This is a genomic window from Streptomyces sp. NPDC058000 (assembly GCF_042886435.1).
Taxonomy (GTDB): domain Bacteria; phylum Actinomycetota; class Actinomycetes; order Streptomycetales; family Streptomycetaceae; genus Streptomyces.
Genome location: NZ_JBHVQS010000034.1, coordinates 68185 through 90758, shown reverse-complemented (window position 1 = coordinate 90758; position 22574 = coordinate 68185). Strand labels below are relative to the sequence as shown.

Genomic DNA, 22574 nt, shown 5'->3' with positions numbered 1-22574 from the left:
ACGTAAAGCGAAGCAGTCCGACACACCCCAGCCCCACAGCCCCGACACCGCGGCCGAACAGCCCGCGCAGCGGACCCCGCCCCGCGCAGCGGACCCACCCGCCGCAGGCGAAACGCCGCCGCGCAACGGCAACGCCCGCGCCGCCAGGCGCAAAAACAGCAACCCCCACGGCGGGACGGCCGACAACGTGGGAAGCCAGCCAAGCGCAGCGCCGGGCCGGGCCACGCCTCACGACGCAGCCCGGCGCATCGCATCAGTCCTGTCGGCTGGAAACCTCGATGAGGTGGAACCCGAACTGGGTCTTCACCGGTCCCTGGACCGTGCCGATCGGGGCCGAGAAGACGACCGTGTCGAATTCCTTGACCATCTGTCCCGGACCAAACGATCCGAGGTCGCCGCCTTGACGACCCGAGGGGCACGTGGAGTGAGCCTTTGCGACCTCTGCGAAATCCGCTCCGGCCTCAATCTGGGCCTTCAGCTCCGACGCTTTTTCCTCGCTGGGGACCAAGATGTGACGTGCAGTTGCCCTGGCCATTTTGTTACGCCCTTTCGAGTAGACATCAACGCCGCCAAAGATTATGCGCCTAAGGGTCTTCGAGGTGGTAGCAATCACTGCCCCAACTCGCCACAAGTCCCTTCGGGCTTCCGTAAGCGGCTTCCGTAAGTCAGGCTGCACTATCTCACAGGCGATCACGCCATGGCCCACCAGACAGGGGGCCTTCCGCTGTTGTCGGTACAGGGCCGCTACTTCCGCGGCCTGGAGCGGGTGCACCTCGGATCCCACGGTTCCGGGGAGTCCGGGGTACATCCGTAGTACAGCCGACGAGATCAGCACTTGCCGTGCGTGATCAGCCCCGCGATCCCATGCATCGCCAACCCGCTCCACCAGGTCCATGGCCGCCATGCCGGCGTCCTATTCAATCGCTGCGAGCGTTCACGGGATCCCCGGGGGGCGCGCCCCCATTCCCTCCTTCCCCCCTTCCCCCTTCATTTGATCGACAGGTAGGGGACTTCCGCATGGCTATTCGCATGGCTAATTGAAGTGTTTCCACGGAACGCGGGACACCGACAAATGGAGCCCTTTTGTGTCGCAGGGATCCGAATTTGTTGGATAGCCGACCGCGACGGAAGTCAGCGAGGGAGTCTCAGCGGCTGGAAGGGTGCGGACATGAATGCGGAACAAGCCCGGCAGGTGGACGCCACGCTGCGGCGGCTCGGCAACTCCGGAGTCGTCGCGCCGGCAGACCCGGAGAACGCGGCAGGTGACCGGCGCGCGTACGACAGTGCAGACATCGAGACCCGCAAGGGCACCACCCTGGGCGCCGGCCTGGCGTCGGACGACGTGATGCGGTGGCTCCGTAGCGTCCCCGAGCAGCCCCGTCCTGGCCCTCTCCGGACGGGGCTCTCTCAGGCCCAGCACAGCAGTGGTCGTGATGAGCTTCGGGAAGTCAAAAGTGTGGGAGGCGAAGGAAACGCGCCGCTACCGCGCCCCGTACACCGGCTGCGCCGGCTCCGCAGCGGTCAGCAGGTCGCGGACGGCCGGGCCCACCTTCGCCGGAGCCCAGCGGGCGCCTTGGTCGGTGGTGGGGCCCGGCCGCCAGCCCTCCATCACGGTGATCCGGCCGCCTTCGGCTTCGAAGACCCGGCCGGTCACGCCGGTGCTGTCGGCGGAGGCCAGCCAGACGACCAGGGGGGAGACGTTCTCAGGGGCCATGGCGTCGAAGACGCCTTCCGCGGGCGTCGCCATGGTCTCGGCGAAGGTCTGCTCAGTCATCCGGGTACGGGCCGCCGGGGCGATGGCGTTGGCCTGGACGCCGTAGCGGCCCAGTTCGGCGGCGGCGACGAGGGTGAGGCCGAGGATGCCGGCCTTGGCCGCGGAGTAGTTGCCCTGGCCGACGCTGCCCAGTAGGCCGGCGCCCGAACTGGTGTTGATCACCCGGGCGTCGGGGGTGCGCCCGGCCTTGACCTCGGCCCGCCAGTGTGCGGCGGCGTGCTTGAGCGGCAGGAAGTGGCCCTTGAGGTGGACCCGCATCACCGCGTCCCAGTCGTCCTCGTCGAGGTTGACCAGCATCCGGTCGCGCAGGAACCCGGCGTTGTTCACCAGGGCGTCCAGGCGGCCGAAGGCGTCCAGGGCGGTGGCGACGAGGGAGCCGGCGCCGTCGTCGGTGGTGATGTCGCCGGTGTGCGCGACGGCCCGGCCGCCGTGTGCCCGGATCTCCTCGACGACCTGCTGGGCGGGGCCGGCGGAGGCGCCGGCGCCGTCGGCCGCGACCCCGAGGTCGTTGACCACCACGGCGGCCCCCTCGGCCGCCAACGCGAGGGCGTGGGCGCGGCCCAGGCCCCGGCCGGCCCCGGTGACGGCGGCGACGCGTCCGGTGCAGATTCCGGTCATCTCATGACTCCTTGGGGTGGTTGGCGGTGGCGGCGTCGAGGAAGGCGGGGCGTTCCCCACCGCCATGGACGAGCAGGCTGGCGCCGCTGACGTAGCCGGCGCGGCCGGAGGCGAGGAAGACGCAGGCGTCGCCGATCTCGGTGGGTTCGGCGAGCCGGCCGAGCGGGACGGTCGCGCCGACCGCGGCGACGCCCGCCTCGTCCCCGTAGTGCAGCGCGGAGAGTTCGGTCCGCACCATGCCGAGGACGAGGGTGTTGACCCGGACGTGGGGCGCCCATTCGACGGCCATCGAGCGGGCGAGGTTGTCCAGGCCGGCCTTGGCGGCGCCGTAGGCGGCGGTGCCGGGTGAGGGGCGGGTGCCGCTGACGCTGCCGATCATGATCATCGAGCCGCCGTCCGGCTGGCCGCGCATCACGTCGTACGCGGCGAGCGAGGCGGTCATCGGGGCGATCAGGTTGAGCTCGACGACTCGGGCGTGGCGTTCCGCGGCGGTCTCGCCGAGCAGCCGGTAAGGAGAGCCGCCGGCGTTGTTGACCAGGCAGTCCAGGCGGCCGTGGTCGGCGGCGACGGTGTGGAAGAACTCCCGGACGACGTCCGGTTCGCGCAGGTCGAGGGGGCGGAACCGGGCCGTGCGGCCGTCCGCCGTGACCGGGGTGTCCGGTGGCCGCCGGGCGCACACGACGACCTCCGCGCCGGCCTGGAGGAAGGCCCGGGCGATCCCGGCGCCAACGCCCCGGGTACCGCCGGTGACGACGGCGACCCGTCCGGTCAGATCGAGGTTCAGGGGCAACTGGTACCTCCCGCAGCGGGCGATCCGCTGCTAACTTCGCTACCTAACAAACGCTTGGTGGAAAGGTAGCTGATCTGCTCATGGGTGTCTCCACCTCCGCACCCGACCAGGGCGTCGCGGTCGTCACCGTGGACTTCCCCCCGGTCAACGCGCTGCCCGTACAGGGCTGGTACGACCTCGCCGACGCCGTACGGGCCGCCGGCCGCGACCCCGACGTCCGCTGTGTGGTGCTCACCGCACAGGGCCGCGGATTCAACGCCGGCGTCGACATCAAGGAGATGCAGCGGGACACCGCGGCCGGCGGCCACGGGGCGCTGATCGGCGCCAACCGTGGCTGTGCCGAGGCGTTCGCCGCGGTCTACGAGTGCGAAGTGCCGGTGGTCGCCGCCGTGCACGGCTTCTGCCTGGGCGGCGGGATCGGCCTGGTGGGCAACGCCGACGCGATCGTGGCCAGCCACGACGCGACCTTCGGCCTGCCCGAACTGGACCGGGGCGCGCTGGGCGCCGCCACCCATCTGGCCCGCCTGGTCCCCCAGCACCTGATGCGGGCGCTGTACTACACCTCGCGGACCGCCACCGCCCACGAACTACAGGCGCACGGCTCGGTCTGGAAGGTGGTGCCGCGCGACGAACTGCACGACGCGGCAATGGAGTTGGCCCGGGAGATCGCCCGTAAGGACGGCTACCTCATCCGGCTCGCCAAGGCCGCCATCAACGGCATCGACCCGGTCGACGTACGCCGTAGCTACCGCTTCGAGCAGGGCTTCACCTTCGAGGCCAACCTCAGCGGGGTCGCGGACCGGGTCCGTGACGCCTTCGGCACGGACCGGCCCCACAAGGACGAGGAGGACCGATCGTGACCGACAAGACCATGACCCCCGAGGACGTCGTCGCGCGGCTGCACAGCGGGATGACCCTGGGCATCGGCGGCTGGGGCTCCCGCCGCAAGCCGATGGCGCTGGTCCGGGCGTTGCTCCGGTCCGACGTCACCGACCTGACCGTGGTCTCCTACGGCGGACCGGACGTGGGACTGCTCGCCGCCGCCGGGAAGATCCGCAAGCTGATCACCGCGTTCGTCACCCTCGACTCGATCCCCCTGGAGCCGCACTTCCGCGCGGCCCGACAGGCCGGCGGGTTCGAGCTGAGCGAGGTCGACGAGGCGATGTTCATGTGGGGGTTGCAGGCGGCCGCCAACCGGCTGCCCTTCCTCCCGGTCCGGGCCGGCCTGGGCTCGGACGTGATGCGGGTCAACCCCGACCTGAGGACGGTCACCTCGCCGTACGAGGACGGCGAGACCTTCGTCGCGATGCCGGCACTGCGGATGGACGCGGCACTGGTCCACCTCAACCGCGCCGACCGGCTCGGCAACGGCCAGTACCTGGGTCCCGACCCGTACTTCGACGACCTGTTCTGCGAGGCGGCGGACCACGCCTACCTCTCCTGCGAGGAGCTGGTGGACGACTTCGGATCCGCCGTCCCGCAGACCCTGCTGGTCAAGCGGCACGCGGTCACCGGCGTCGTGGCGACGCCGAACGGCGCGCACTTCACCTCCTGCACCCCGGACTACGACCGGGACGAGGCGTTCCAGAAGCTCTACGCGACCACGCCCTGGCCGGAGTTCGCCGCACGGTTCCTGCACGGGGACGAGAAGAGCTACCAGTCGGCCGTCCAGACCTGGCACGAGGAGAACCGATGACCAGCCGCGCCGAATACTCCGTGCTCGCCTGCGCCGACGCCTGGCGCGGCAACGGCGAGGTGCTCGCCAGCCCGATGGGCGCCGTCCCGTCCATCGGCGCCCGGCTCGCCAAGCGGACCTTCTCCCCCGACCTGCTGCTCACCGACGGCGAGGCGCTGCTGGTGGGCCTCGACGGGCGGCCCGAGGGCTGGCTCCCCTACCGCCAGCACCTGGCCATGGTCACCGGCGGCAAGCGGCACGTGATGATGGGCGCCAGTCAGCTCGACCGGTTCGGCAACCAGAACATCTCCTGCATCGGTGACTGGGAGCGGCCCACCCGGCAGCTCCTCGGCGTCCGCGGCGCCCCCGTCAACACCCTGAACAACCCGACGAGTTACTGGGTTCCCAAGCACTCCCGGCGGGTCTTCGTCGAGCAGGTCGACATGGTCTGCGGGGTCGGCTACGACAACGCGGCCGCCGCCGGGCCGTCCGCCACCCGCTACCACCGCATCCCGCGGGTGGTCAGCAATCTGGGCGTCTTCGACTTCGCCACCCCGGACCACGCCATGCGGCTGGTCTCGCTGCACCCGGGCGTCACCGCCGCGGAGGTGCAGGAGGCCACCGGCTTCCCGCTGGCCCGCCCCGACGAGGTCCCGTACACCCGGGAACCCACCGCCGAGGAGCTGCGGCTGATCCGCGAGGTGATCGATCCGAAGGGGCTGCGCGACCGCGAGGTGCCGGCGTGAGCACCGACCGCACCCCGGCCACCGGCCCCGTCACGGACGACGCCCCCATCGACGCCCCCCTCACGGCCGACGCCCCGGTCCTCGCCACCCGGCTGACCAAGCTGGTCGGGGTGCGGCACCCGATCGTGCAGACCGGGATGGGCTGGGTGGCCGGCCCCCGCCTGGTGTCCGCCGCCGCCAACGCCGGTGCGCTGGGCATCCTGGCCTCCGCCACCATGACGCCCGACCAGCTGCGGGCCGCGGTCCGCGAGGTCAGGTCCCGCACGGACCAGCCGTTCGGCGTCAATCTGCGGGCGGACGCCGGCGACGCCGCCGAGCGCGTACGGATCATCGCCGACGAGGGCGTCCGGGTCGCCTCCTTCGCACTGGCGCCCTCGCGGGAGCTGATCGCCCGACTCAAGGACGCCGGGGTGGTGGTCATCCCGTCCATCGGGGCCCGGCGGCACGCCGAGAAGGTCGCGGCCTGGGGCGCCGACGCGGTCGTCGTCCAGGGCGGCGAGGGCGGCGGCCACACCGGGAACGTCGCCACCACCGTGCTGCTCCCCCAGGTCGTGGACGCGGTGGACATCCCGGTGATCGCCGCCGGCGGCTTCTTCGACGGCCGGGGCCTGGTCGCCGCGCTCGCCTACGGGGCGGCCGGGATCGCCATGGGCACCCGCTTCCTGTTGACCTCGGACAGCACCGTGCCGCCGGCCGTCCAGGCGCGCTACCTGGAGGCGGCGGTCAAGGACGTCACCGTCACCACGAAGGTCGACGGGCTGCCGCACCGGATGCTCCGCAGCGAACTGGTCGAGGCCCTGGAACGGTCCGGGCGCAGCACCGCGCTGCTCAAGGCGGTGCAGCACGCCGCGTCGTTCCGGAAACTGTCCGGCCTGAGTTGGGCCCAGATGGTCCGCGACGGGCTGGCGATGAAGCACGGCAAGGATCTGACCTGGAGTCAGATCCTGCTGGCGGCCAACACCCCGATGCTGCTGAAGGCATCGATGGTGGACGGCCGCACCGACCTCGGCGTGATGGCCTCCGGGCAGGTCGCCGGGGTGATCGAGGACCTTCCGTCGTGCGCCGAACTGGTCGACCGGATCATGGCCGAGGCGCACCGGTCGCTGGCGGGCCTCCCCCGCTGACCCACCGCCCGGGGTGCGGACCGGCACCGGCCCGCACCCCGGGCCCCTTCCCCCTCCCACAGGAGCTGCCGCGTGTACCCCTCCCGACGACGCGTCACCACCCTGCTCTTCGGCTCCGCGCTCACCCTCGGCGGGCTCACCGCCGCCGGCTGCGGAGCCACCGCCGCTGCCGCCACCACCCCACGTACCCCGCGGAGCACCCCGCCGCCCGACCGCCGGGTCCCGCTGCACGGTGCGGTCAACTGCCGTGATCTGGGCGGCTACCGGACCGAGGACGGAAAGCAGCTGCGGTACGGCCGGCTGTTCCGCTCCGACGCGCTCGCCAAGCTGACCCCGGAGGACGTGACCGCGCTCGGCCGCCTCGGGCTGCATACGGCCATCGACATGCGGGTGGCCTCGGAGGTCTCGTTCGACGGTGCGGACCGCCTGCCCGCCGGTCTGACGGTGACGTCGCTGCCGATCGACGACACCGGACTGTTCGCCGCGATGCAGGCGGCCATCGCCACCAAGGACCCGGTCGAGCAGCAGCGTCGGCTGGGCGACGGCAAGGCAGAGACCCTGATGCGTGACATGTACCCAACATTCGTCACCAGCGCCGCCAACCGCACCGCCTTCGGCGCGATGCTCACCCGGATCGCGGACGGCGACCGGCTGCCGCTGCTCTTCCACTGCACCTCGGGCAAGGACCGCACCGGCTGGCTGAGCTACCTCCTACTGCGCCTGCTCGGCGTCCCGCACGCCACCGCCGCCCAGGACTACCTGCTCTCCAACGCCCTGCGCCACGACGCCGACGCCGCGGTGCGCGCACAGCTCAAACAGGCCGGGCTGATGCAGGACCCGGACCTGCTGATCCCGCTCCAGGAGGTGCGCACCGGCTATCTGACGGCCGGACTCGACCGACTGCACCGGACCTACGGCAGCATCCCGCGCTACCTCACCGCCGGACTGGGCGTGGACGCCCGAACGACGGCCCGGATCCGCGCACAACTACTGCGCTGACCCGGACCGCGACCCGCCGGGCGGCAGCCCGGCGCCCCTCCATGAACTCGCGCCTTCCCGCATTCCATTGCAGGAAAGCGCAGGAAGTGCAGGAAAACGCAGGAGCTTGCCATGACCATCTCCCAGCCGTGATGGATCAGTGGGTGGTGCGGGTCTTCGGCCGCTTGGGAGCGTTCAGCGAGCGCCGACCCGTCCAGGTTCAGCTGATCGGCCAGGGCGTACGCGTCGACGGTCCTCCGCAGGCTCGCCACCGAGGTGAAGCGGAGGGCGCTGGCGTCCAGGTCGAGGTCCAGGTCGAGGTCGAGGTCGAACGGTTCCGGCAGGCGGACGGTACCCATGCGGGTGTTCCCCAGACCCGGGTACGGCCTTCACGTTGGGGTTGCTACAGGTTGACGCCGCCGGTGACGTCGATCTTGGTTCCGTGCGCGCGCAGTCCGGCCATGAGCGTGTCCACGTCGTCGGGAACGCCCAGTTCGGCGCCCACGATGAACGCCCGGCCACCGGCCTCGGCGATGGCCGCGGCGGTCTCCTTGGCCGCCGCCTCGTTTCTGCCGTAGTGCACGGCTACCAGAGCACCGGCCCGGGCCAGGCGTTCGGCGATGCCCCGCCCGATGCCCCGGCTGCTGCCGGTGACCAGCGTGACCTTCCCACTGAGGTTTCCCATGTTCACTCCTTGACCGTGTTCCGCAGCCTGAGCAGGCTGACGGCCCAGGTCACCGGGGTGACGCCGAACCGCTCTCAGAGGCGTTCGATGATGGTGACGTTGGCCTGTCCGCCGCCCTCGCACATGGTCTGGAGGCCGAACCGGCCGCCGGTGCGCTCCAGTTCGTTCAGCAGCGTGGTCATCAGCCGGACCCCGGTCGCACCCAGCGGGTGGCCGAGCGCGATGGCGCCGCCGTTGACGTTGACCCGCTCCGGATCGGCGCCGGTCTCCTTCAGCCAGGCCAGCACCACCGGCGCGAACGCCTCGTTGATCTCGACCAGGTCGATGTCGTCGATCGTCATCCCGGCCTTCTTCAGCGCGTACGCGGTGGCCGGGATCGGTGCGGACAGCATCCGGATCGGGTCCTCGGCACGGACCGAGAGGTGGTGGATCCGGGCGCGCGGGGTCAGGCCGTGCTCGGCCACCGCCCGCTCGGAGGCCAGCAGCATCGCGGCGGCCCCGTCGGAGACCTGCGAGGAGACCGCGGCGGTCAGTCGGCCGCCCTCCACCACCGGCGCGAGGCCCGCCATCTTCTCCAGCGAGGTGTTCCGGCGCGGCCCCTCGTCGGTGGTGACCTCCCCGTACGCGACGATCTCCCGGTCGAAGCGGCCCTCGTCGATGGCCCGGATCGCCCGCTGATGGGAGCGGAGCGCGAACTCCTCCATGTCCTGGCGGGAGATGTCCCACTTGGTGGCGATCAGTTCGGCGCCGTGGAACTGGTTGACGGGCTGGTCGCCATAGCGGGCCCGCCAGCCCTCGGAACCGGCGTACGGGCCCTGGGTGAGCCCCAGCGGCTCGGCGGCCTGGCGGCTGGCGAAGGCGATCGGGATCTGCGACATGTTCTGCACCCCGCCCGCCACGACCAGGTCCTGGGTGCCGGACAGCACCCCCTGGGCGGCGAAGTGCACGGCCTGCTGCGAGGAGCCGCACTGCCGGTCGACGGTGACACCGGGCACCTCCTCCGGCAGCCCGGCGGCCAGCCAGCAGGTCCGGGCGATGTCCCCGGCCTGCGGCCCGACCGTGTCCAGGCAGCCGAAGACGGCGTCCTCCACCGCGGCCGGATCGATCCCGGTGCGCCCCATCAGCGCGGTCAGCACGTGTGCGCCGAGGTCGGCCGGGTGGACGGCGGAGAGTCCGCCGCCCTTCTTCCCCACCGGGGTGCGGACGGCATCGACGAGGTACGCCTCGGACATGATGAACTCCTTGGTCAGATTGTGCGGATGTACCGGTCAGTCCCGCAAGGCGATGCCGTCAAGGACCATCGAGAGGTACTGGCGGGCGATCTCCTCGGGACTGTGCTGTGCGCCCGGCCGGTACCAGGAGGCCGCGACCCAGACGGTGTCGCGGACGAACCGGTACGTCAGCCGGATGTCGAGATCGGTGCGGAAGACCCCGTCGGCCACCCCGCGCTCCAACGTGCCGAGCCAGGCCCGGGCGAACCGGCGCCGGGCGTCGGCGAGGTAGCCGAAGCGCGGATGCCGGTCGGCGAGGTGCCGGGCCTCCTTCTGGTAGATCGCGACCGCGGCGCGGTGCCGGTCGATCTCCCGGAACGACTCGGTGACCAGCGCCTCGATGGTCTCCCGCGGGCCGAGGCCGGCCGCCAGGACCGCGTCGTAGCCGGCCCACAGCTCGTCCAGGAAGGCGGTGAGGATCTCGTCGACCATCGATTCCTTGGAATCGAAGTGGTAGTAGAGGCTGCCCGCGAGCATGCCGGCCGCGTCCGCGATCTGCCGGACGGTGGTCGCGTTGTAGCCCTGCGCGGCGAACACCTCGGCGGCGGTGGCGAGGAGTTCGCCGCGCCGCTCCTCACGCATGCTGCGAGCTGACCGAGACGGTCTCCCCGGTCATGTAGGAGGCGTAGTCACCGGCCAGGAAGACGATCACGTTGGCCACCTCCCACGGCTCGGCGTAGCGGCCGAACGCCTCCCTCGCCGTCAGCTCGGCCAGCAGTTCGGGGGTGGTGACCTTCACCAGGTGCGGGTGCATGGCCAGGCTGGGCGAGACCGCGTTGATCCGCACTCCGTACTCGGCGGCCTCCATCGCGGCGCAGCGGGTCAGCGCCATCACCCCGGCCTTGGCGGCGGCGTAGTGCGCCTGGCCGCGCTGGGCGCGCCAGCCCACGACGGAGGCGTTGTTGACGATCACGCCGCCCGCGCCCGCGGCCTTCATCCGGCGCAGCGCGGCCCGGGTGCAGCGGAAGGTGCCGCCCAGGGTGACGTCGATGACCTTCGCCCACTGGTCGTCGGTCATGTCGACGAGGTCGGCGGTGCCGCCGAGTCCGGCGTTGTTGACCACGATGTCGAGCCGGCCGTGCCGCTCCTCGGCGAGCGCGTACAACGCCGCCACCTGCGCCTCGTCGGTCACGTCGCAGGGCAGTCCGGCGACCCGGTCGGCCCCGAACTCCTCGGCCAGCGCGGCCGCGCTCTCCGCCAGCCGGCGGGCGTGCGCGTCGCCGATGACGATCCGGGCGCCCTCCTCCAGGAACCGGCGGGCGGTGGCGCCCCCGATCCCCGCCCCGGCGGCGGCGGTGATCACCGCCGTCCGCCCCTTGAGCAGACCGTGACCGGGCACGTAGGACGGTGCCGTCATGCCTTCGCCTCCTTCGGCAGGCCGAGCACCCGCTCGGCGATGATGTTCCGCTGGATCTCGTTGGAGCCCGCGTAGAGGGTGTCGGCGCGGGAGAAGAGGAAGAGCCGTTGCCAGTCGTCGAGGTCGTACGGCTCGCCGGCGGTGAGCATGCCGCCCGCGCCGCAGACGTCCATGGCGAGTTCGCCCAACTCGCGGTGCCAGGTCGCCCAGTAGATCTTCCCGATGGACGCCTCGGGGCCGGGGGCGCCGGCGGCGACGCCCTCCAGCATCCGCAGGGCGTTGCAGCGGATGGTTTCCAGGCCGATCCAGGCCCGCGCCAGCCGGTCGCGGATCAGTGGGTCGTCCGCCGCGCCGTTCCACCGCGCCAATTCCATCAGCGTCTCCAACTCCCGCCGGAATCCCACCTGTTGGCCGAGGGTGGAGACCCCGCGCTCGAAGCCGAGGGTGGCCATCGCGACCCGCCAGCCGTCGCCCGGTGCGCCCACCACGTGCGGGGCGCGGGCCCCGTCGAAGAACACCTCGTTGAACTCCGAGGTGCCGGTGAGCTGGGTGATCGGCCGGATGTCGACGCCGGGCCGGTCGAGCGGGACGAGGAGGTAGGAGAGGCCCCGGTGCCGGACGGAGCCCGGTTCGGTGCGGGCGACGACGAAGCACCACTGGGAGTCCTGGGCGAGTGAGGTCCAGATCTTCTGCCCGTCCACGACCCAGTCGCCGCGCTCCTCGTCCCAGGCCGCCCGGGTCCGGACGTTCGCCAGGTCCGAGCCGGCGTCCGGTTCGCTGTACCCCTGGCACCACAGCTCCCGGACGGCGGCGATCTCCGGCAGGAAGCGGGCCCGCTGCGCGTCGGTGCCGAAGGCGATCAGGGTGGGGCCGAGGAGTTGCTCGCCGATGTGGTTGACCCGGGCGGGGGCGTCGGCGAGCGCGTACTCCTCGTGGAAGGCGACCTGTTGTTCCAGGGTCGCCCCGCGCCCGCCGTACTCCACCGGCCAGCCGACGCAGGTCCAGCCCGCGGCGGCCATATGCCGTTCCCAGGCCAGGCGTTCGGCGAACGCCTCGTGTTCCCTGCCGGGGCCGCCTCGGCCGCGCAGGGCCGCGAACTCCCCGGTGAGGTTGGCCCGCAGCCACCCGCGGATCTCGGTGCGGAAGCTCTCGACGGTGGTGGGGGCCTCGACGCTGCTCATGGCCGTACGTTAACCTACCAAACACTTGTTAGGGAAGGAGGTCACCGATGACCGCCGGCGAAGAAACGCCCGTGGTGCGCTACGCCCGTCAAGGCCCGGTCGCCACCGTCACGATGAACCGCCCGGACTACCGCAACGCCCAGAACTCCGCGATGACCTACGCCCTGGACCGCGCCTTCTACCGCGCCGCGGACGACGACGAGATCAAGGTCGTGGTGCTGGCCGGCGAGGGCCGGCACTTCTCCGCGGGCCACGACATCGGCAGCCCCGGCCGGGACGCCCACCTCCCGTTCGACCGCAGGGCCGGACTGTGGTGGGACCACTCGGACAAGACCGGCGCGGAGAGCCGCTACGCCCGCGAGTCCGAGGTCTACCTGGGGATGTGCCGGCGCTGGCGGGAACTGCCCAAACCGGTGATCGCCTCCGTCCAAGGAGCGTGTGTGGCCGGCGGTTTGATGCTCGCCTGGATCTGCGATCTGATCGTCGCCGCCGACGACGCCTTCTTCGCCGACCCGGTCGTCCGGATGGGGATCCCCGGCGTGGAGTACTTCGCCCACCCGTGGGTGATGCCGCCACGGATCGCCAAGGAGTTCCTCTACACCGGCGACCGGATGCCGGCCCAGCGGGCGTACGAACTGGGCATGGTCAACCGCATCGTCCCCCGCGCCGAACTCGCCGACCGGACAAGGGAGTTGGCGGAGCACATCGCCGAGATGCCGCGGATGGGCCTGGCGCTGACCAAGCGCGCCGTCAACCAGGCAGAGGACCTCCAGGGCCTGCACACCGGCCTGGACTCGGTCTTCGGCCTGCACCACCTCGCACACGCCCACAACGCCGAGACCGCCCGGGACTCACTGGGCGGGATGGACATCAAGAAGATGAAGGAGGCCGGTTCCTGATGGACCTGGACGCCAGCGACGCCGACGCCGCGTTCCGGGCCGAGGCCCGCGCCTGGCTCGCCGCGCACGTCCCCACGACGCCACTGCCGTCGTTGGAGACCCGCGAGGGGTTCGCGGCACACCGCGCGTGGGAGCACCAACTCGCCGCCGACCACTGGTCGGTGGTCTCCTGGCCGGCCGAGCACGGCGGCCGGGACGCCACCCTCTTCCAGTGGCTAATCTTCGAGGAGGAGTACTACGCCGCGGGCGCCCCGGGCCGGGTCAGCCAGAACGGCATCAACCTCCTCTCCCCCACCCTCTTCGAGCACGGCACACCGGAGCAGCGCACCCGCATCCTCGGTCCGATGGCGACCGGTGAGGTCATCTGGGCCCAGGCGTGGTCCGAGCCGGAGGCCGGTTCGGACCTGGCGGCGCTGCGTTCGACGGCGGTACGGACCGACGGCGGCTGGCTGCTCCGCGGCCAGAAGACCTGGTCGTCCCGGGCCGCCTTCGCCGACCGCGCGTTCGGCCTGTTCCGCAGCGAGCCGGGCACCGCCCGACCGCACCAGGGCCTGACCTATCTGATGTTCCCGCTGGACGCACGCGGGGTGACGGTGCGTCCGATCGGCCGACTGGACGGCAAACCGGCCTTCGCCGAGCTCTTCCTCGACGACGTCTTCGTCCCGGACACGGACGTCATCGGCGAGCCCGGCCAGGGCTGGCGGGTGGCGATGAGCACCGCCGGCAACGAACGCGGGCTGACCCTGCGCAGCCCCGGCCGGTTCACCGCCGCCGCCGAACGGCTCACCGCGCTGTGGCGGGAGACCGCCGACCCGGCCGACACCGCGCTGCGCGACCGGGTCGCCGACGCGGTGATCGGCGCCCGCGCCTACCAGCTGTTCACCTACGCCAACGCCTCCCGGATCGCCGCCGGAGGCGACCTCGGCGCGGAATCCAGCCTGAACAAGATCTTCTGGTCGGAGCTGGACATCGCCCTCCACGAGACCGCGCTGGACCTGCTCGGTCCTTACGGCGCACTCGCCGACGACGCCGACGACGCCCCGGCACACGGCAGTTGGGCCGAGGGCTACACCTTCTCCCTCGCCGGACCCGTCTACGCGGGCACCAACGAGATCCAACGCAACATCGTCGCCGAGCGGCTGCTCGGCCTGCCGAAGGAGGCCCGGGCATGACGGAGCGCGGAAAGAACCGGGCCGGCACCGGCCGTCCCGGTCTCCCGGAAGGGCGCTGCCGATGCGCTTCCTGCTGACCGATGAGCAACGGGAGTTCGCCCGCACCCTGGATTCCCTGCTGGGCGCGGCCGGCACTCCGGCCGCGGCTCGGGCCTGGGCCGCCGGGGAGCACAAGCCCGGCCGCGACCTGTGGGCCCGGCTCGCGGAGACCGGGGCGTTCGCCCTCGCGGTCCCCGAGGAGTACGAGGGGATGGGTCCGCTCCCCCTCGAACTCGCCGTGGCCTTCACGGAGTTGGGGCGTCATGCGGTACCGGGCCCGCTGGTGGAGACCGCCGCCGCGGCGGTCTTCCTGCACCGGTTGGGGGACGCCGAGGCGGCGGCCACCTGGCTGCCGCGGATCTCCGCCGGTGACGCGGTCATCAGCCTGTGCGCGGACGGCGCCCCGTTCGCGCTGGACGCGGACGCCGCCGACGCCGTTCTGGTGGTCCGGGGCGACACGGTGTGCCGCACCGAGACCCACGGCCCGGTCCAACCCGCCCTCGACCCGGCCCGGCGGCTGTCCCGCCCGCTCGGCGGCACGGTCCTCGCCCGCGGCCCGGCGGTCAGCGCGGCGGCCGGGCACGCCACCGACCTCGCCCGGCTGCTCACCGCCGCCCAGGCGCTCGGGCTGGGCCGGGCGCTGCTGGCCGGGACCGTCGACTATGTGCGCCAACGCACCCAGTTCGGGCGGGCGATCGGTTCGTTCCAGGCGGTCAAGCACCGGCTGGCGGACGCCCTGATCGGGCTGGAGTTCGCCCAGCCGCTGGTGCACGCTGCGGCCCTGGCGCTGGCCGCGGACGCCCCGTCGGCCGGCGCGGAGGTGGCGGCGGCGAAGGTGGCGGCCGGCGAGGCGGGCTACGCCGCGGCGCGCACCGCCCTCCAGTTGCACGGCGCGGTCGGCTACACCGACGAGCCGGACCTCTCCCTGTGGATCCGCAAGGCCCGCCCGCTGCGGGACGCCTGGGGCACGCCGGCCGAGTGCCGGGCCCGGGTCCTGGCCGGATAGTCCCCGCGGACCGCGCGGACCCGGCCCCCCCGATCACCTCCGGGGGCACGGGACCGCACCTGCTTCCTCTTACGTCATCGCCTTGTGAATCAAGCGACTTGACGGTCTGTCAGTCCCAGCTCGGCGGCCAGGCGTCGCCGGTGTGCGGCGGGCGTGCCGAGGAGCTGGGCGCTGCCGTGCGCCCGCTTGAAGTAGCGGTGGGCGTCGTGCTCCCAGGTGATCCCGATCCCGCCGTGCAGTTGGATCGTCTCCCCGGCCACCGCCGAGAACGCCTCCGCGCAGGCGGACTTGGCGGCCGCGGCGTACCGGGGCAGCTCGGGCGCGCCGTCGGCGGCGGCGTACGCGGCGCCCAGCGCGATCGACCGGGCCGCCTCCACCTGGACGTAGGCGTCCGCCAGCCGGTGCTTGACGGCCTGGAAGGAGCCGATGGGGCGGCCGAACTGGACCCGTTCCCGGGCGTAGCCGACGGTCAGTTCCAGGCAGCGTTCGGCCGCCCCGACCTGTTCGGCGGCGAGCGCCACGATCCCCAGGTCCCGCACCCGGGCCAGCGCCCGTTCGCCGTCACCGTCCGCGCCCAACAGCCGGCCCGCGGCCCCGTCCAGCACGATCCGGGCCTGCGGACGGGTGGGGTCCATCGGCACCAGTCGCTCCCGGCGGACGCCGGGCCCTTCCACCGGGACGTCGAAGAGCGAGACCCCGGCGGCGGTCCGGGCGGCCACCACCAGCAGCGCGGCGTCCGCACCGTCCAGTACGTGGTCCTTGACGCCGGTCAGCCGCCAGCCGCCGTCCGGTGTCCGGTGGGCCGCGGCACGGACCGCGGCCGGCTCCCAGGAGCCGTCCTCGGCCCAGGCCAGTGCGCCCACCGCGGCCCCCTCGGCGAGCCCCGGGAGCAGTTCGGTGTCCCCGCAGGCGAGCAGGGCCTGGGTGGTCAGCACCGCGGACCCCAGGAAGGGCACGGGCGCCAGCGCCCGCCCCAACTCCTCCATCACCACATGGACTTCGAGCGGTCCGCAGCCGGCCCCGCCGTACTCCTCGGGCACCGCCAGCCCGGCCGCGCCGATCTGCCCGGTGAGCGGGCCCCAGGCGTCCGGACCGGACTGCCGCGCCAGCAACTGCCGTACCGCGGCCCGTAGTTCCTCCTGCTCGTCGGTCGGTCTCATCCGCCGCTCCTCCCTTCGTTGCTGGCCGTCCGGCGCAGCTCGCCCTTGAGGATCTTGCCGCCGGCGTTGCGGGGCAGTTCCGGTACGAGGTGGTAGTGCCGGGGCACCTTGAAGTTGGCGAGCCGTGCGCGGGCCCAGTCGGTCAGCTCCCCCGGTTCGGGCGCGGCGCCTTCGGTGGGGACGACGAACGCCACCCCGACCTCGCCGAGCCGCTCGTCGGGGGCGCCGACCACGGCGACGTCGGCGATCGCCGGATGGTCGCGCAGCACCCGTTCCACCTCCGCCGGATAGGCGTTGAAGCCGCCGACGACGTACATGTCCTTGATGCGGTCGGTGAGGGTGAGGAAGCCGCGGTCGTCGAGGACGCCGACGTCGCCGGTGTGCAGCCAGCCGTCGGGGTCCACGGCGGCGGCGGTGGCGGCGGGGTCGTCGAGGTAGCCTGGCATGACGTGGTAGCCGCGGGTCACCACCTCGCCCGGTTCGCCGGGTGGCAGGGGTCGGTTGGCCGGGTCGACGATCCGCAACTCCGTGCCGGGGAGCGGCAGTCCGACGGTGTGCGCGAGGGTTTCGGCATCGGCGTCGGTCGGGCAGATGGCGACGACCCCGGCGGATTCGGTCAGCCCGTAGGCGGTGAAGACGTCCGGGATCCCGAGTTCCGCGCGGATCCGTACGACGAGTTCGGCGGGGACGAGGGCGGCCCCGGTGCCGGCCAGCCGCAGCGAGTCGAGGCGGTGCCGGGCGCGTTCGGGGTGGTGGAGCAGGCCGTGGAAGACGGTCGGCGGGCCCATCAGCACGGTGATCCGCTCGTCGGCGGTGCGTCGCAGGATCCGGTCGGCGTCGTAGACCGGTTCGGGCAGCATGGTGGCGCCGCGCAGCAGGCAGGCGAGGATCCCGGCCTTGTAGCCGAAGGTGTGGAAGAAGGGGTTGACCAGCAGGTAGCGGTCGCCGGCACGCAGGGTGACCAGCCGTGCCCAGGCGTCGAAGACCCGCATGGTCTGGCCGTGGGTGGCGAGCACGCCCTTGGGGCGGCCGGTGGTGCCGGAGGTGAAGAGGATGTCGGACAGGTCGTCGGGGCCGACGGCGTCGGTGCGCGCGGCCAGTTCGGCATCGCCGGTGCGCCGGCCGGCCGCGAGGTAGGTGTCGTAGGAGAGGGTGCCGGGCCGTTCCGCTTCCCGGGGCGGGCCGTCGTCGCGGAGCAGCACGGTGCCCCGGAGCCGCCCCAGGTCCTCGCCGGAGTCGTGCAGCAGGTCGTCGTAGTCGCAGCCGAGGAAGCCGCGGGCGGTGAACAGCACGGTGGCGCCGCTGCGCCGGATGATGTCGGCGGCCTCGGCCGCTTTGTAGCGGGTGTTGAGGGGTACGAGGACGGCGCCCACGGAGACCGCGCCGAGGACGGCGGTGATCCACTGACGGCTGTTGGGGGCCCAGACGGCGATCCGGTCCCCGTGCCGTACTCCGTAGGCGATCGCGGCGCGTGCCGCGGCGGTGATCTCCTTCTCCAACTCTGCGAAGGTCCAACGGACTTCGCCGTCGGACAGCGCTTCACGGTCACCGTGGGCGCGGGCCGCGTGGGCGGCGAGTCGTGCGACGGTGGCCGGTGCCGCCGGCTGCGGCGGCCCTTGAGTGGTGTGGTGTGCCCAGGTCATCGGCCCTCCCGCTCCCTTGCTCGGAGGTGGCGGTGATGTGCGGTGCGGTACCGCCTACTTGACGTGTGGACGTGGCCGGTATCCAATCACAGTGTTTCGGTTAGGCATATACCTAGTAGAAACAAGTAGAGAAAATAACTCCACTCGGGAGGTCGCGTGCCCACCTACACCCCGCCCACCACTCCCGCCACACGGTGCGACGACGCCGCGATGCGGGACACCCTCAGCCGCTTCTGCACCGGCGTGGCGGTGATCACCGCAAGCCAGCCCGACGGACGGCCGGCCGGTATGGCCGTCCAGTCGTTCTCCTCGGTGTCCCTGGACCCGCCGCTGGTGTGCTTCTGCCCGGCCGGGACGTCCACGACCTGGCCGAAGATCAACGCGGTCGGACGGTTCGCGGTCAACGTCCTCGCCGCCGACCAGCAGGAGCTGTGCCGGCAGTTCGCGGTCACCGGCGGCGACAAGTTCACCGGCGTCGACTGGCGTTCCGGTATCAACGGCGCACCGCTGCTGACCGCGGCGCTCGCCACCATCGAATGCGAGGTGGCGGACGTACTGCCCGGCGGCGACCATCTGATCGTGCTCGGCCGGGTCACCGCCCTGACACCCCCGGAGCGACTGCGCGAGACCGACCCGCTGCTCTACTTCCGGCGCACCTACGGGCGCTTGGGCCCGTCTTCGCCGGGAGCGGCGTCGGCGTCGGCGGCCTCCGCGGCCACCATCTCGTCCAAATCGGCCAGCATCGCGTCCGCCAGGTCGCGTTCGGAGGCGTAGTACCGCTCCGACCACTTCAACGCGAGCGAGGGGTAGGCCCAGGCCGCCTCGGCGCGGGCGCCGGCGGCGTCCGCCTCGGCGCGCTGCCGCATCGTCTCGGCGTACTCCCGGTGCCGACCCAGCACCTCGCGCATCTGCTCGGCCTCCAGCAGGTGCCCCAGCCAGAGCCGCAGCATCACGCCGTGCTTGAGCACCGGCGGCTCCACGGGCGCCTCGCGCGCCCATCGGCGGACCGCCGCCATGCCCTCGTCGGTGATGACGTAGACCCGCTTGTCGCGGTTGCCGGTCTCCTGGGCGACCATCCGCGAACTGACGTAGCCGACCTTCTCCAGGCGCTTGAGCTCGCCGTAGATCTGGCTGAACGACGGGCTCCAGTAGAAGAAGCGCAGCGACCAGTCCGACCACTTCTTGAGGTCGTAACCGGACAACTCCTCACCGAAGGAGAGGAGTCCGAGCACCGCCCAGCTGGTCGCCGGCAGCGCCGGGCGCTCCGCGTCGTCCCCGGCCTGCGCTCCGCGCGCCTTCTTCTCCGTCACGCTCCGCAGTCTACGGCCTAGCCGATCCCCCACCTGACGGGACATCGCAGGCCCCCTTCCCTCTCACCGCGTATACCTGCTAGACATATTCCTATTAGAAATAGTCTCCCCATCCTCCAGAACCAGGAGGCAGTTCCATGAAGTTCTCGATGATCTTCGAGGCACAGCTGGCCGACCCGACGCCCGAACGGGAGCGCCAGGTCATCCACGACTGCGTCGAACAGGCCGTCTACGCCGAGGAGATGGGCTTCGACCGCATCTGGGCGGTGGAGCACCACGCGCTGAGCCAGTACGCGCACATGAGCGCCTCGGAGATCTTCCTCACCTGGGTCGCCGCCCGGACCTCCCGGATCCGGATCGGCCACGGCGTGGTCACCATGCCGTTCGGCTACCAGCACCCGGTGCGGGTAGCCGAACGGGCCGCGATGCTCGACGTCCTCTCCGGCGGCCGCGTGGACATCGGCGCCGGACGCGGCGCCACCAAGCAGGAGATGTCGATGTACGGGGTCCGGCCCGAGGACACCTACCCGCAGATGGAGGAGGCGTTGCAGATCTTCAGCAACGCCTGGCGGGAGGAGACCTTCGAGTGGCACGGCACGCTCGACATCGGCCCCGGCGCGATCCTCCCGCGCCCCGTGCAGGGCCCGCACCCGCCGCTGTTCATGGCGTGCAGCAAGCACGACACCCTCAAGCTCGCCGCCGAACTGGGCATCGGCGCCCTGGTGATGGGGTTCGCCGGCGCCGACGACGTGCGCACCATGCGCAAGGTCTACGACGAGGCGATCGCCACCCGCGGCGGCGACCGGCTGGTCTCCACCGAGACCAACGACCACTTCTCCGCGCTCTGCCCGACGATCGTGCTGGACGACGGCCCGGCCGCGTACCGCCTCGGCACCCGCGGCCAGCGGTTCTTCGCCGAGGCGATCGCCCACTGGTACGGCAACGGCCCGGCGCCCACCGTCCACGACGAGCACGACGACCACGTGGCGGCGCTGGCACAGGACCGCCAGGAGCTGGTCGCCAAACTGCACGAGGCCAACATCCCGGCCCGCCCGGTCGACACCGGCACCTACAACGCCCAGCACGCCTACGGCACCGCCCAGGACGCCATCGCCTACGTCGAGCAGCTGCGGGAGATCGGGGTGGACGAGGTGATGTGCCTGATCCAGATGGGCACCGTGCCGCAGGAAGCCTGCATGGAGACCATCCGGCACTGGGGCGAGACGGTCATCCCGCACTTCCGGGCCCTGGAGGGACAGGCATGACCGCCGACGGAGTGTCCTTGGACGGCAAGGTCGCGGTGATCACCGGCGCCGGGCGCGGGCAGGGCGCGGCCGAGGCCCGCCTGTTCGTGGCCTCCGGCGCCCGGGTGGTGCTCGGCGACGTCCGCGAGGAGGAGGGCCGGGCGCTCGCCGCCGAACTCGGCGACGCGGCCCGGTTCGTCCGGCACGACGTCACCGACGCGGACGGCTGGCGGACGGTCGTCGACACCGCGGCCACCGCCTTCGGCCGGCTGGACGTCCTGGTGAACAACGCCGCCCTGTGGCGGACCGCACCGGTCGACCAGGAGACCGAGGAGAACTTCGACCGCCTGCTGCGGGTCAACCTCCTCGGCCCCTTCCTGGGCATCCAGGCGGCCGTCCCCGCACTACGGAGCGCGGGCGGCGGCTCGATCGTCAACATCTCCTCGACCGCCGGACTGCGGGGCATCCCGGGGCACTCGGCCTACGGGGCGAGCAAGTTCGGGCTGCGCGGGCTCACCAAGTCCGCCGCGCTGGACCTGGCCGCGGACCGGATCCGGGTCAACTCCGTCCACCCGGGCATGATCGACACCCCGATGGTGGCGGGCGCCCTGGGCCCGGCCCCCGGCGAACAGGAGTGGCCAAGGGTGCCGCTGCGCCGCATCGGCCGCCCCGACGAGGTGGCGGAGCTGGTCCGCTTCCTGGCGTCCGACGCGTCCGCGTACATCACCGGCGCGGAGTTCGCGGTGGACGGGGGGTTGACCACCCGATGACCGACGCCCCGCCCGGCCCCGCGGCCGGCGGCCCCGACCCGCTCTCCCCCCGGGCGCGGGCGATCGTGGACGCGATGTCCGCGGGCTTCCCCGACCCGGCGCGCGGCCCGTTGGACGCCGCCGCGCTGCGCCGCGCCTCCCGGGCCGCGCGGCCCGAACCCGGGGACGGCACGGTTACCGCGGCCGACCGCACCGTCCCCGGCCCGCCCGGCGCCCCCGCCCTCCCGGTGCGCGTCTACCGGCCGGACGCCCCCGCCGCCGGCCCCCGCCCGCTGGTCGTCTTCTTCCACGGCGGCGGCTGGGTCCTCTGCGACCTGGACACCCACGACGGGCTGTGCCGCCAACTCGCCCGGCGCTGCGACGCGGTGGTGGTCTCCGTGGACTACCGCCGGGCCCCGGAGGACCGCTTCCCGGCCGCCGCCGAGGACGCCTACGCGGCGACCCGGTGGGCCCTCGCGCACGCGGCGGAGCTGGGCTGCGACCCGGCCCGGGTGGCGGTCGCGGGCGACTCCAGCGGGGGCAACCTGGCCGCCGCGGTCACCCTGCTGACCCGGGACCGCGGCGGGCCGCCGCTCGCCGCCCAGCTGCTGGTCTACCCGGCCCTCGACCACCGCCTGGCGGGCCGCTCGGCCGTCGCGTACGCCACCGGCTTCTTCCACACCACCGCCCACATGCGCTGGTACTGGGACCAGTACCTGGGCCCGGACGGCGACCGGGGCAACCCGTACGCCGCGCCCGGCCTCGCCCCGGATCTGACCGGTCTGCCGCCCGCCCTGCTGGTGCTGCCCGAGTGCGACCCGCTGCGGGACGAAGGGCTCGCCTACGGACGGGCGCTGCGGGCCGCCGGCGTCCCGGTGCGGGTGGACGCGTACCCGGACACCTTCCACGGGTTCCTCGGCGCCGCGGGAACGCTGCCGGCGGCGGACGCCGCGTTGGAGGCGGCCGGCAACTGGCTGGTCGGCACCCTGCGTGACGGCGGCGTGACGAGCGGGTGAGGGACGGGTGGCGAGGGTGGTGACAGTGTGCGGGGGAGCCGTGGCGGCCCGTCGATGCGGTGCGCCGCCGCACGTCGAGTGCCAGACTTGAAGCACCGCGCCCGGCGGCCGGCCGGGGCCTGGGGACCGAGGGGAAC

Annotated in this window: 22 protein-coding genes and 1 pseudogene; 12 read left to right on the top strand and 11 right to left on the bottom strand. The window is 72.5% G+C overall.

All coding sequences use genetic code 11. The annotated features are described in order from the left end of the window. Nucleotides 1-253: 253 nt before the first annotated feature. The 3 genes from ACFVT2_RS27825 to ACFVT2_RS27815 form a co-directional block, all read right to left on the bottom strand. Nucleotides 254-535, bottom strand: a complete 282-nt coding sequence (locus tag ACFVT2_RS27825; RefSeq protein ID WP_390022246.1) for a peptidylprolyl isomerase — start codon at nucleotides 533-535, stop codon at nucleotides 254-256. Nucleotides 536-1480: 945 nt separating this feature from the next. Next, complete coding sequence (locus ACFVT2_RS27820) at nucleotides 1481-2392, bottom strand: SDR family oxidoreductase (protein ID WP_390022238.1); 912 nt, start codon at nucleotides 2390-2392, stop codon at nucleotides 1481-1483. A gap of 1 nt (nucleotide 2393) precedes the next feature. After that, nucleotides 2394-3182, bottom strand: a complete 789-nt coding sequence (locus tag ACFVT2_RS27815; RefSeq protein WP_390022236.1) for an SDR family oxidoreductase — start codon at nucleotides 3180-3182, stop codon at nucleotides 2394-2396. An 80-nt stretch (nucleotides 3183-3262) separates the two neighbouring features. Between ACFVT2_RS27815 and ACFVT2_RS27810 the strand changes: the two genes are divergently transcribed. The 5 genes from ACFVT2_RS27810 (at nucleotide 3263) to ACFVT2_RS27790 (ending at nucleotide 7726) form a co-directional block, all read left to right on the top strand. Next, the gene (locus tag ACFVT2_RS27810) at nucleotides 3263-4042 is read left to right on the top strand and encodes an enoyl-CoA hydratase family protein (protein ID WP_390022235.1); all 780 of its coding nucleotides are present in this window, start codon (nucleotides 3263-3265) and stop codon (nucleotides 4040-4042) included. After that, nucleotides 4039-4878: a CoA transferase subunit A gene (locus ACFVT2_RS27805; RefSeq protein WP_390022233.1), complete on the top strand. Its 840-nt coding sequence runs from the start codon at nucleotides 4039-4041 to the stop codon at nucleotides 4876-4878. The genes ACFVT2_RS27810 and ACFVT2_RS27805 overlap by 4 nt, the downstream gene beginning before the upstream one ends. Further along, on the top strand, nucleotides 4875-5603 hold the full coding sequence (locus tag ACFVT2_RS27800; RefSeq protein ID WP_390022232.1) for a CoA-transferase subunit beta: 729 nt from the start codon (nucleotides 4875-4877) through the stop codon (nucleotides 5601-5603). Before ACFVT2_RS27805 ends, ACFVT2_RS27800 begins: the two co-directional genes overlap by 4 nt. Nucleotides 5604-5650: 47 nt before the next feature. Continuing rightward, complete coding sequence (locus tag ACFVT2_RS27795) at nucleotides 5651-6727, top strand: NAD(P)H-dependent flavin oxidoreductase (protein WP_390022245.1); 1077 nt, start codon at nucleotides 5651-5653, stop codon at nucleotides 6725-6727. 72 nt (nucleotides 6728-6799) lie between these two features. Beyond that, complete coding sequence (locus ACFVT2_RS27790; protein ID WP_390022231.1) at nucleotides 6800-7726, top strand: tyrosine-protein phosphatase; 927 nt, start codon at nucleotides 6800-6802, stop codon at nucleotides 7724-7726. 403 nt (nucleotides 7727-8129) lie between these two features. Here ACFVT2_RS27790 and ACFVT2_RS27785 read toward each other — a convergent pair. The 5 genes and pseudogenes from ACFVT2_RS27785 to ACFVT2_RS27765 all read right to left on the bottom strand — a co-directional run. Further along, nucleotides 8130-8390: pseudogene (locus tag ACFVT2_RS27785) on the bottom strand (SDR family NAD(P)-dependent oxidoreductase); the annotation flags it as partial. Between the two features lie 74 nt (nucleotides 8391-8464). After that, a complete protein-coding gene (locus ACFVT2_RS27780; protein ID WP_390022229.1) occupies nucleotides 8465-9622 on the bottom strand; it encodes an acetyl-CoA C-acetyltransferase in 1158 nt (385 codons plus the stop codon). Nucleotides 9623-9658: 36 nt separating this feature from the next. After that, nucleotides 9659-10243, bottom strand: coding sequence for a TetR/AcrR family transcriptional regulator (locus ACFVT2_RS27775; RefSeq protein ID WP_390022228.1), 585 nt, complete (start codon nucleotides 10241-10243; stop codon nucleotides 9659-9661). Beyond that, the gene (locus ACFVT2_RS27770; RefSeq protein WP_390022227.1) at nucleotides 10236-11018 is read right to left on the bottom strand and encodes an SDR family oxidoreductase; all 783 of its coding nucleotides are present in this window, start codon (nucleotides 11016-11018) and stop codon (nucleotides 10236-10238) included. The genes ACFVT2_RS27775 and ACFVT2_RS27770 overlap by 8 nt, the downstream gene beginning before the upstream one ends. Next, on the bottom strand, nucleotides 11015-12199 hold the full coding sequence (locus ACFVT2_RS27765) for an acyl-CoA dehydrogenase family protein (RefSeq protein WP_390022226.1): 1185 nt from the start codon (nucleotides 12197-12199) through the stop codon (nucleotides 11015-11017). Before ACFVT2_RS27765 ends, ACFVT2_RS27770 begins: the two co-directional genes overlap by 4 nt. Nucleotides 12200-12246: 47 nt before the next feature. On the opposite strand from ACFVT2_RS27765, the gene ACFVT2_RS27760 reads away from it, so the two are divergent. The 3 genes from ACFVT2_RS27760 to ACFVT2_RS27750 all read left to right on the top strand — a co-directional run bounded on the left by ACFVT2_RS27760 (nucleotide 12247) and on the right by ACFVT2_RS27750 (nucleotide 15315). Beyond that, nucleotides 12247-13098 (top strand): enoyl-CoA hydratase, encoded by an 852-nt coding sequence (locus ACFVT2_RS27760; RefSeq protein ID WP_390022224.1) that lies wholly within the window; start codon nucleotides 12247-12249, stop codon nucleotides 13096-13098. Next, a complete protein-coding gene (locus ACFVT2_RS27755; RefSeq protein WP_390022222.1) occupies nucleotides 13098-14270 on the top strand; it encodes an acyl-CoA dehydrogenase family protein in 1173 nt (390 codons plus the stop codon). The genes ACFVT2_RS27760 and ACFVT2_RS27755 overlap by 1 nt, the downstream gene beginning before the upstream one ends. Before the next feature lie 61 nt (nucleotides 14271-14331). Then, nucleotides 14332-15315: an acyl-CoA dehydrogenase family protein gene (locus ACFVT2_RS27750; RefSeq protein ID WP_390022221.1), complete on the top strand. Its 984-nt coding sequence runs from the start codon at nucleotides 14332-14334 to the stop codon at nucleotides 15313-15315. Between the two features lie 89 nt (nucleotides 15316-15404). On the opposite strand, the gene ACFVT2_RS27745 is transcribed toward ACFVT2_RS27750, so the two are convergent. Both ACFVT2_RS27745 and ACFVT2_RS27740 read right to left on the bottom strand, forming a co-directional pair. Then, on the bottom strand, nucleotides 15405-16475 hold the full coding sequence (locus tag ACFVT2_RS27745) for an acyl-CoA dehydrogenase family protein (RefSeq protein ID WP_390022220.1): 1071 nt from the start codon (nucleotides 16473-16475) through the stop codon (nucleotides 15405-15407). Beyond that, on the bottom strand, nucleotides 16472-18118 hold the full coding sequence (locus ACFVT2_RS27740) for a FadD3 family acyl-CoA ligase (protein ID WP_390022218.1): 1647 nt from the start codon (nucleotides 18116-18118) through the stop codon (nucleotides 16472-16474). The genes ACFVT2_RS27745 and ACFVT2_RS27740 overlap by 4 nt, the downstream gene beginning before the upstream one ends. 156 nt (nucleotides 18119-18274) lie before the next feature. On the opposite strand from ACFVT2_RS27740, the gene ACFVT2_RS27735 reads away from it, so the two are divergent. Next, on the top strand, nucleotides 18275-18892 hold the full coding sequence (locus ACFVT2_RS27735; RefSeq protein ID WP_390022217.1) for a flavin reductase family protein: 618 nt from the start codon (nucleotides 18275-18277) through the stop codon (nucleotides 18890-18892). Here the strand turns inward: ACFVT2_RS27735 and ACFVT2_RS27730 are convergent. Then, nucleotides 18775-19428, bottom strand: coding sequence for a PadR family transcriptional regulator (locus tag ACFVT2_RS27730; protein ID WP_390022216.1), 654 nt, complete (start codon nucleotides 19426-19428; stop codon nucleotides 18775-18777). The genes ACFVT2_RS27735 and ACFVT2_RS27730 overlap by 118 nt on opposite strands. Before the next feature lie 137 nt (nucleotides 19429-19565). On the opposite strand from ACFVT2_RS27730, the gene ACFVT2_RS27725 reads away from it, so the two are divergent. From ACFVT2_RS27725 to ACFVT2_RS27715, 3 genes are read left to right on the top strand one after another with little or no spacing between them, the layout of a single operon-like run. Further along, nucleotides 19566-20693: an LLM class flavin-dependent oxidoreductase gene (locus ACFVT2_RS27725; RefSeq protein ID WP_390022215.1), complete on the top strand. Its 1128-nt coding sequence runs from the start codon at nucleotides 19566-19568 to the stop codon at nucleotides 20691-20693. Continuing rightward, entirely contained in the window at nucleotides 20690-21442 is a 753-nt protein-coding gene (locus tag ACFVT2_RS27720; protein WP_390022214.1) for a glucose 1-dehydrogenase, read from the top strand. Before ACFVT2_RS27725 ends, ACFVT2_RS27720 begins: the two co-directional genes overlap by 4 nt. Next, nucleotides 21439-22437 (top strand): alpha/beta hydrolase, encoded by a 999-nt coding sequence (locus ACFVT2_RS27715; protein WP_390022212.1) that lies wholly within the window; start codon nucleotides 21439-21441, stop codon nucleotides 22435-22437. Before ACFVT2_RS27720 ends, ACFVT2_RS27715 begins: the two co-directional genes overlap by 4 nt. Nucleotides 22438-22574 lie beyond the last annotated feature (137 nt).